The following is an 8440-nucleotide window of genomic DNA, read 5'->3' on the forward strand; positions in this document are numbered from 1 at the left end:
GTCAACGGTTAAAATATCCTCAACATAGCTTTAGGTGGCCGATGAAAAACCACCCTAATAAACATATTCAGGCCGCGTTATCCTATGCCATCTTGCAAGGTTGGTTTTTTCGCTCCAGCAATGGGCACGCGTTTGGCCGCCTACAATGTTCTCTTCCGGAGCATCGAGAACACATGATGAGCATCTGGTCCACGCCAAAAAACCCTGAACAGCACGCCATGCAAATACGGCGCAAGGTAGATCAATGTCTTGCTCAATCAGGAAAAAAGTAACAGGGGGCCCCTATGGCGCTTTACCATTTCTCACTGACGCTGACCGGCGTCACCTCAGATACCGCCAATCTGGAGGATGCATTGTATGCCAGCGGGTGTGATGACGGCTTAATCTGTTTCTATGGCAAGACCGTTTACCTGGAGTTCGATCGTGAAAGCGACAGCTTCGCCAAGGCTATTTTCAGCGCCATCGAAGATATCGAATCCGCCGGTATTGCCGCTCAGGTAGTGTCCGTCGATTCCTCTCTGGTGGGCTTAAGCGATATTGCCGAGCTCACCGACATGTCGCGGCAAGCCATCGCTATGCTGAAAGACGGCACACGCGGTTCCGGTGATTTCCCCTCCCCGATCCAAAGAATCAAAGGTTCGTCGCCCTTATGGCGTTGGGCTAGCGTAGCAACCTGGCTGGCGAGCAAAGGTAAAATTGGCCAGGAACTGGCAGATAATGCGCGCTGTCTGGAGAACATCAATCTGGCGTTGCAACTGAGAGCCAGCAAGGAACGCGATCAGATTGATCGCTATTTTTCCTTACTGGAACACGCGGAAGAATAACGGCGGTAGGTCATTGTAGGGCTACGGCTACAGCCCCAGAATTTCTTTGACGAATGGGATAGTCAGCTTGCGCTGAGCGGTGATCGACGCGCGATCGAGCTGATCCAGCGTCGTAAACAACGTGCGCATCTCACGATCCAACCGTTTCAGCAGGAAACGGCCTACGTCTTCCGGCAGTTCAAACCCACGCAGTTTACCGCGCAGTTGCAAAGCCTGCAGTTTCTCTTCATCCGACAGCGGTTGCAGCTTGTAGATTTGCCCCCAGTCGAGGCGCGAAGCCAGGTCAGGCAGATGGAGGTTCAATTGGCGCGGCGGGCGATCGCCGGTAATAAACAGGCGCGTGCGGCCGGTTTCCAGAATGCGGTTGTAGAGATTAAAGATCGCCATTTCCCACTCTTCGTCGCCTGCGATGCATTCGATATTGTCGATGCACACCAGAGCCAACTGCTCCATGCCATCCAACACTTCAGGCACGAAATAAGCGCGCTTATCCAGCGGGACATAGCCCACCGCTTCACCACGCTGTGAAAGCTCCGCACAGGCCGCATGCAACAGGTGACTGCGCCCACCGCCCTCGCGAGACCAGAAATAGATATAACTGCCATGTTCCTGACGAACGGCGGACTGGATCGCGCTCAATAGGGATGGGTTCTCGCCCGGATAAAAACTGGCAAAAGTTTCATCATCGGGAAGATAAAGTGGCAGTGACAGCTGTGCCGGCGTATTCAGGGAAGCACCTCAACCAAAACTGGCAGGAAAACGCGGTAAGTCTATCACAAAAAGCGGGCTCTGTTGAACCGGCAGGATTTTATGCCGCAATAGTGAGCAACGGCTCCCACTGGCGACAAACCAACGCATTGCCATTGCGGGTGAAATTTGTATTTTATCCAAGGATTATCCTAGTATAGAAAGGCGAAATGCAGTCACCATAAACAAGTTTTCTACAAGGACATAGACAATGAAAGTATGGAATAAAGTGCTTTTGGCCTCAATCATTGGGCTGTTGGTTGCCGGCTGTGATGATTCATCCAAAGTCGACGCCAATCTTGAGAAAGCCAAAGACAGCGCAGAGCAGATGAAAGACGCCGCACAGAAAAAAGCGGACGATCTGACCGATAAAGCGGAAGCTACCGCCAAGGACATCAAAAAAGAGGCGTCCACTCAGGCTGACCAGCTTAAAGACAAGGCATCAGCCATTAAAGACGACGCGTCCAAGCAGGCGGAAGCGATCACCAACGATGCCAAGGCCAAAGCCGACGCCATCAAGAATGACGCCACCCAACAAAGCCAACAGTTGGTCGAGCAGGCTAAATCCATTAAAAACGATGCCATCAGTGGCGCCAAGGATCTGACCGAAGAAGCCAAAGCGAAAACCGAAGCCATTAAAAACAGCGCTGAGAACAAAGCGGAAGAATTAAAAAATGATGCCAACGCTGTAGGGACAGAAAACACCCCGCCGGCCAAGCAGCAGTAATAAAAATCGAGTCTCAAAAGCAAAGTAAGGAGCAGTAAATGGGGATTATTTCCTGGATTATCTTCGGCCTCATCGCCGGTATTTTAGCCAAGTGGATCATGCCAGGCAAAGACGGTGGCGGTTTTATTCTGACTATCGTGTTGGGTATTGTCGGCGCCGTGGTCGGTGGCTATATCAGCACCTTCTTTGGTTATGGCAAAGTTGACGGTTTCAATTTCGGCAGCTTCGTGGTGGCGGTGATCGGCGCTATCGTGGTGCTGTTCGTTTACCGTAAAATCCGCAGTTAACGAATGACGCATTAACGAAACGGGCAGCCCTTTGGCTGCCCGTTTTTATTTACTTCCGTGGTGCCGATTCATCCGCTGCGTCGATCACCTCTTCTTCCTTGCGGTACAGGCTGATGACCTTGAACAGCAGGCTGAGGCCGATACCGACGATAGTCGCCAGCGCCATGCCCTTCAACTCCGCCGCACCGATATGCACCTTGGCGCCGCTAACGCCGATAATCAGGATCACCGAAGTCAGGATCAGGTTCTGCGCCTTGTTGTAATCCACTTTGGATTCAATCAGCACACGAATGCCGGAAGCCCCGATCACCCCATACAGCAGCAGTGAAACGCCGCCCATCACCGGCACGGGCACCGCCTGAATGGCCGCCGCCAGCTTGCCGACGCAGGAAAGCAGAATCGCCAGAATGGCCGCGCCGCCGATCACCCAGGTACTGTAAACCTTGGTGATGGCCATCACGCCGATATTCTCGCCGTAGGTGGTGTTCGGCGTTGAGCCGAAGAAACCGGAGATGACCGTCGAGATGCCGTTGGCAAACATCGAGCGATGCAGGCCCGGATCGCGGAGCAGGTCTTTCTTCACGATATTTGCGGTCACGACCAGGTGCCCAACATGTTCGGCGATCACCACCAGCGCCGCCGGCAAAATGGTGAAGATGGCGAACCATTCAAAACGCGGGGTGTAGAAGGTCGGCAGCGCAAACCAGTGCGCCTCGCGGATTGGCGTCAAATCCACCACGCCCATAAAGAACGACAGCCCATACCCCACCAGCACGCCAATCAGGATCGGGATTATCGCCAGAAAACCGCGGAACAGCACAGAACCCAGGATGGTCACGCCCAGCGTCACCAGCGAAATAGTGATGGTAGTGGTGTCTGCGCTGACACCGTCGGCCGGCAGCAAGCCCGCCATATTGGCCGCCACGCCCGCCAGCTCCAGACCGATAACGGCAACAATCGCCCCCATCGCCGCCGGCGGGAATATCACATCCAGCCAGCCGGTACCGGCTTTTTTGACGATCAGCGCCACCAGGCAAAACAGCACGCCGCACATGATGAAACCGCCCAGCGCCACCTCATAACCCAGCGGCAACAGCAGCAGCACCGGTGAGATAAACGCAAAACTGGAACCGAGATAGGCCGGGATCTTGCCCTTGCAGATAAACAGATACAGCAGCGTGCCGACGCCGTTGAACAGCAGCACCGTCGCCGGGTTGATCTTGAACAGGATGGGCACCAGCACGGTAGCGCCGAACATGGCGAAAAGATGCTGGAAGCTGAGCGGAATGGTCTGTAGTAGCGGCGGGCGTTCGCTGACGCCAATGACGCGACGGGTCATGTGTGCTTTCCTCTGGGTCATTATCATTGTGTAAGAGTCGTTACAGATGCTCAACGGATTTCAGGTTACAGCCAGACATCCCCGATTGTGGCAGGAGCGCGGTATGTCATTCGGGGCGAATCGAATATAGTCGCCTCCTGCGCTGTAGCTTGAAAGACGAAGAGCATAAAAAAGCCGACTCATTAAGTCGGCTAAATTTCTTACTTGGTACCAAATATCTTGTCGCCGGCATCACCCAGGCCCGGCACGATGTACCCTTTCTCGTTCAGACATTGGTCGATGGAGGCGGTGTACAGCTCGACGTCCGGATGCGCTTTCTCCAGCGCGGCGATCCCTTCCGGCGCCGCAACCAGCACCAGCACCTTGATGCTGTTGCAGCCGGCTTTCTTCAGCAGATCGATAGTGGCGATCATCGAACCGCCGGTAGCCAGCATCGGGTCAACAACCAGCGCCAAACGCTCTTCGATATTGGACACCAGCTTTTGGAAATACGGCACCGGCTCCAGGGTTTCTTCGTCACGGTAAACGCCAACCACGCTGATACGCGCGCTCGGGACGTGCTCCAGCACCCCTTCCATCATGCCCAGACCTGCACGCAGGATCGGCACAACGGTAATTTTTTTCCCTTTAATCTGGTCTATTTCAACCGGCCCACACCAGCCTTCGATGGTGACTTTTTCCGTCTCCAGATCGGCGGTCGCTTCATAGGTCAGCAAACTACCCACTTCAGAGGCCAGCTCACGGAAGCGTTTGGTGCTGATGTCATGTTCACGCATCAGACCAAGCTTGTGTTTCACCAGCGGGTGTTTCACCTCAACGATCTTCATCATTTTTCTCCTATTAAGGTGGTTGACGGCCAAAAAAATCGCGGGATTATAACTCCTTTTACCGGCCGCGCCACCCACAATAGCCCGATCGGGATCAACTAAAGTTCGAATAACAGTATAGATGACGAAAAAACGGAGCTGGTTCACAAGCCACTCGCAAACGTTTGCCTGCGCTGTTAGAATTGCCGCGCCTTATTCCGGTATCAACGCCGGATGCACCGTATTCAAACCGCAAACCGTCGTGGGGATCGCGCAGTGACCGACAAAACCTCTCTCAGCTATAAAGACGCAGGTGTCGATATCGATGCTGGCAATGCATTGGTAGACCGCATCAAAGGTGTAGTTAAACAGACCCGCCGCCCGGAAGTGATGGGTGGTCTGGGCGGTTTTGGCGCCCTGTGTGCGTTGCCGCAGAAATACCGCGAGCCGATCCTGGTTTCCGGTACCGACGGCGTAGGCACCAAGCTGCGTCTGGCGATGGACCTGAAACGCCACGACACCATCGGCATCGATCTGGTCGCAATGTGTGTGAACGACCTGGTGGTACAGGGCGCTGAGCCGCTGTTCTTCCTGGATTACTTTGCCACCGGCAAACTGGACGTGGACACCGCGGCCAGCGTCATCACCGGCATCGCCGAAGGCTGCAAGCAGTCCGGCTGTGCCCTGGTGGGCGGTGAAACCGCCGAAATGCCGGGTATGTACCACGGCGAAGATTACGATGTGGCCGGCTTTTGCGTCGGCGTGGTCGAGAAATCCGAAATCATCGACGGCAGCAAAGTGCAGTCCGGTGACGCACTGATCGCGCTGGGCGCTTCCGGCCCGCACTCCAACGGCTACTCGCTGGTGCGCAAAATCCTGGAAGTCAGCAATACCGATCCAACCACCACCGACCTGGAAGGCAAACCGCTGGCTGACCACCTGCTGGAGCCGACCAAGATTTACGTAAAATCGGTACTGGAACTGATCGAGAAAATCGACGTGCACGCCATCGCTCACCTGACCGGCGGCGGCTTCTGGGAAAATATCCCGCGCGTGCTGCCGGAAGGCATGCAGGCAGTGATCGACGAATCAAGCTGGCAGTGGCCGGCGGTATTCAGCTGGCTGCAGCAGGCCGGTAACGTCAGCCGCCACGAAATGTACCGCACCTTTAACTGTGGCGTGGGCATGGTCATCGCGCTGCCGGAAGAATCCGTTGAACAAGCCATCGCATTGTTGACCGCAGCCGGTGAAAAAGCGTGGAAGATCGGTAAACTGACCGCATCTTCTGACGAACAACAAGTGGTCATCAACTGATGAAAAAGATCGTGGTGTTGGTCTCCGGCCAGGGGAGCAATCTCCAGGCACTGATTGACGCCTGCCAGCAGGGCCGGATTGCCGCCGACATTGTGGCGGTGTTCAGCAACAAGGCGCAGGCTTACGGCCTGCAACGCGCAGAAGCGGCAGGCATTGCCGCCCATGCGCTGGATGCCAAGGCCTTTGCCGACCGCGTGGCGTTTGACGCTGCGCTGGCGGACGCCATCGACCGGTACCAACCGGATCTGGTGGTGCTGGCCGGCTATATGCGCATTCTCAGCCCGCAGTTCGTGCAGCGCTATGCAGGCCGCATGCTGAATATCCACCCTTCCCTGCTGCCGAAATACCCTGGGCTGCATACTCACCGCCAGGCCATCGACAACGGTGACAGCGAACACGGCACCTCGGTGCACTTCGTGACCGAACAGCTCGACGGCGGCCCGGTGATCCTGCAAGCCAAGGTACCGATTTTCCCCGGCGACGAGGAAGACGAGGTGGTTGAACGGGTGCAAACCCAGGAACACACCATTTACCCGCTGGTGGTGAACTGGTTTGCCGAAGGCCGGCTGGCGATGCGTGATAACGCCGCCTGGCTGGACGGCGAACGCCTGCCGGAACAGGGGCATGCAGCGGACTGATCGCCTATCTTGATTCACTCCTCAAACCCTGGCTTTTAGCCGGGGTTTGTTCTTCAGGGATATTCTCGTTTAGCGTGAATCACGCCAAGAACTTCTATATGTCCGATGATTCTATAAACAATCAGGTAGTTGGGATGGACGACAATCTCACGAGTGTTATCTACTCTGCCCAACCGGTACATAAAGGGATTCAGCGACAGCGAATGCACCGCCGTTTCGATCTCGCGCTGTAAAATGAGCGCCGCCTGCGGGTTTCTATCATCAATATAATCAATAATGTTCCATAGCTCTTCCTGAGCTTCACGACTCCATTCTATCCGCATCAATCATTCCATTTTGCGTATCTTTTTCTTCGCCGCTAAACGAATTTGCATCTCGTTCATGACCTGCTCGTGCGGAATTCTTGGCTTTTCGCTGTTAATGGCTGCTTCAATCTTGGCCCGGAACCAACGATCGTAACTTTCGCCTTGTTCGGCTACCTCAGCTGTGGGCTGGGTGGAGAGGGAGGTTTTGATCACCATAAAGTTTGGCCTCTCTGAGGTGTTTATATTTCAGGCAGTATAGCGGCTTTGGTTACCAAAAAATACGCGACTCAAACCGGCATTCTTACCATAATATATTGTCCAGTATTATCATTGGTACTTACCCACGACATAGAGGAACACACATGTCCAGCACTACCAGCGTCAGGCTACGTCCATTGGAACGGGATGATCTGGCGTTCGTCCATCAGATGGACAACAACGCCAGCGTGATGCGCTATTGGTTTGAAGAACCTTACGAAGCCTTTGTCGAGCTTTCCGATCTCTACGACAAACACATCCACGATCAGAGCGAACGGCGTTTTATCATCGCCCACGAAGGTGCCAAGGTCGGGCTGGTGGAACTGGTGGAGATCGACCACATCCACCGCCGCGCAGAATTCCAGATCATCATAGATCCGGCCCATCAGGGCAAAGGCTACGCCAGTACCGCCGCCAAACTGGCGATGGATTACGGCTTCTCGGTGCTGAACCTGTACAAGCTGTATCTGATCGTCGACAAAGAAAACCCGAAGGCGATCCACATCTACAGCAAGCTGGGCTTCGAAGTGGAAGGCGAACTGATTGACGAATTCTTCGTTAACGGCGAATACCGCACCGTGCTGCGCATGTGCATCTTCCAGCCGCAGTACCTGGCGAAGTTCAAAACGCCTGGCGATAAGCCGCTGGTGAAGTAAAAGTGAAAAACCCGCGAAAGCGGGTTTTTATAGCGTACTTGATGGCCCTTACGGGTTGTTAATATGACAAAGCAAATCAAGTCCAGTCTTGATATCCATCATCATGGATCCAGACAGCCCCTCCTGGGCATTCTTCAAATGTGAACCACAGTCCAAAATACATTTCTTGCTCACATGAAGGCATCGCTTTTCTATACATATCGATCTGTTTATCAATAGAGCCGTCCAAGAATCTATCGTGTTTGCCCAGTTTAATTTTACCATCTTGCATGAGACGCTGAAGTAACTCTAAAAAATATCCTTTCTTTTCATCATATGATATTTTTCCATTAAAGTTTTCAGGTATCATCGCTGACCATATGGTTCCAATAGATGAGCCATCCAACTCTTGACTGAACAACTCGTATTCTTCATCGCTATATAGCATGGGTGGCCTCATCGAAATTTAATTTCTGTTCTTCACTTCCCAATACTTCGCCGTTATCGCCAATCAGCTTCGCCCCTTCGGCATTAATCTGGCTGCCGATATTGGCCAACAG

General features: G+C 53.8%; 13 protein-coding genes. 7 read left to right on the forward strand and 6 right to left on the reverse strand.

Going from position 1 to position 8440, the window contains the following annotated elements; translation table 11 throughout:
• The first annotated feature begins 41 nt into the window (after nt 1–41).
• Both SPL01S_RS25615 and SPL01S_RS01965 read left to right on the forward strand, forming a co-directional pair.
• Complete coding sequence (locus SPL01S_RS25615; protein ID WP_073972010.1) at nt 42–272, forward strand: hypothetical protein; 231 nt, start codon at nt 42–44, stop codon at nt 270–272.
• 12 nt (nt 273–284) lie between these two features.
• Complete coding sequence (locus SPL01S_RS01965; RefSeq protein ID WP_006327214.1) at nt 285–824, forward strand: helix-turn-helix transcriptional regulator; 540 nt, start codon at nt 285–287, stop codon at nt 822–824.
• Between the two features lie 27 nt (nt 825–851).
• Here SPL01S_RS01965 and hda read toward each other — a convergent pair whose 3' ends face one another.
• The gene (hda, locus tag SPL01S_RS01970; RefSeq protein ID WP_013814077.1) at nt 852–1553 is read right to left on the reverse strand and encodes a DnaA inactivator Hda; all 702 of its coding nucleotides are present in this window, start codon (nt 1551–1553) and stop codon (nt 852–854) included.
• A 229-nt stretch (nt 1554–1782) separates the two neighbouring features.
• Here hda and SPL01S_RS01975 point away from each other — a divergent pair, with 229 nt between their 5' ends.
• Nucleotides 1783–2298 carry a hypothetical protein gene (locus tag SPL01S_RS01975; RefSeq protein WP_006327215.1) on the forward strand — a complete coding sequence of 172 codons (516 nt, stop codon included), beginning with the start codon at nt 1783–1785 and terminating at the stop codon, nt 2296–2298.
• Between the two features lie 38 nt (nt 2299–2336).
• Entirely contained in the window at nt 2337–2585 is a 249-nt protein-coding gene (locus tag SPL01S_RS01980) for a GlsB/YeaQ/YmgE family stress response membrane protein (protein WP_004951888.1), read from the forward strand.
• A 49-nt stretch (nt 2586–2634) separates the two neighbouring features.
• On the opposite strand, the gene uraA is transcribed toward SPL01S_RS01980, so the two are convergent.
• Nucleotides 2635–3924, reverse strand: a complete 1290-nt coding sequence (uraA, locus tag SPL01S_RS01985; protein ID WP_063197301.1) for a uracil permease — start codon at nt 3922–3924, stop codon at nt 2635–2637.
• Nucleotides 3925–4124: 200 nt separating this feature from the next.
• On the reverse strand, nt 4125–4751 hold the full coding sequence (gene upp, locus SPL01S_RS01990; protein WP_006327216.1) for a uracil phosphoribosyltransferase: 627 nt from the start codon (nt 4749–4751) through the stop codon (nt 4125–4127).
• A 255-nt stretch (nt 4752–5006) separates the two neighbouring features.
• Here upp and purM point away from each other — a divergent pair, with 255 nt between their 5' ends.
• Together purM and purN are read left to right on the forward strand one after the other, a co-directional pair.
• A complete protein-coding gene (gene purM, locus SPL01S_RS01995) occupies nt 5007–6044 on the forward strand; it encodes a phosphoribosylformylglycinamidine cyclo-ligase (protein WP_006316901.1) in 1038 nt (345 codons plus the stop codon).
• On the forward strand, nt 6044–6682 hold the full coding sequence (gene purN, locus SPL01S_RS02000) for a phosphoribosylglycinamide formyltransferase (protein WP_037433480.1): 639 nt from the start codon (nt 6044–6046) through the stop codon (nt 6680–6682). The genes purM and purN overlap by 1 nt, the downstream gene beginning before the upstream one ends.
• A 53-nt stretch (nt 6683–6735) precedes the next feature.
• On the opposite strand, the gene SPL01S_RS02005 is transcribed toward purN, so the two are convergent.
• Together SPL01S_RS02005 and relB are read right to left on the reverse strand one after the other, a co-directional pair.
• Nucleotides 6736–7005, reverse strand: a complete 270-nt coding sequence (locus SPL01S_RS02005) for a type II toxin-antitoxin system RelE/ParE family toxin (protein ID WP_006316908.1) — start codon at nt 7003–7005, stop codon at nt 6736–6738.
• Between the two features lie 3 nt (nt 7006–7008).
• The gene (gene relB, locus SPL01S_RS02010) at nt 7009–7203 is read right to left on the reverse strand and encodes a type II toxin-antitoxin system RelB family antitoxin (protein ID WP_013814083.1); all 195 of its coding nucleotides are present in this window, start codon (nt 7201–7203) and stop codon (nt 7009–7011) included.
• Nucleotides 7204–7349: 146 nt separating this feature from the next.
• Here relB and speG point away from each other — a divergent pair, with 146 nt between their 5' ends.
• Nucleotides 7350–7901, forward strand: coding sequence for a spermidine N1-acetyltransferase (speG, locus tag SPL01S_RS02015; protein ID WP_004951898.1), 552 nt, complete (start codon nt 7350–7352; stop codon nt 7899–7901).
• Nucleotides 7902–7977: 76 nt separating this feature from the next.
• On the opposite strand, the gene SPL01S_RS02020 is transcribed toward speG, so the two are convergent.
• A complete protein-coding gene (locus tag SPL01S_RS02020; RefSeq protein ID WP_063197303.1) occupies nt 7978–8328 on the reverse strand; it encodes a DUF596 domain-containing protein in 351 nt (116 codons plus the stop codon).
• Between the last annotated feature and the right edge of the window lie 112 nt (nt 8329–8440).

The sequence above is a fragment of the Serratia plymuthica NBRC 102599 genome, assembly GCF_001590925.1.
GTDB classification, from domain to species: domain Bacteria; phylum Pseudomonadota; class Gammaproteobacteria; order Enterobacterales; family Enterobacteriaceae; genus Serratia; species Serratia plymuthica.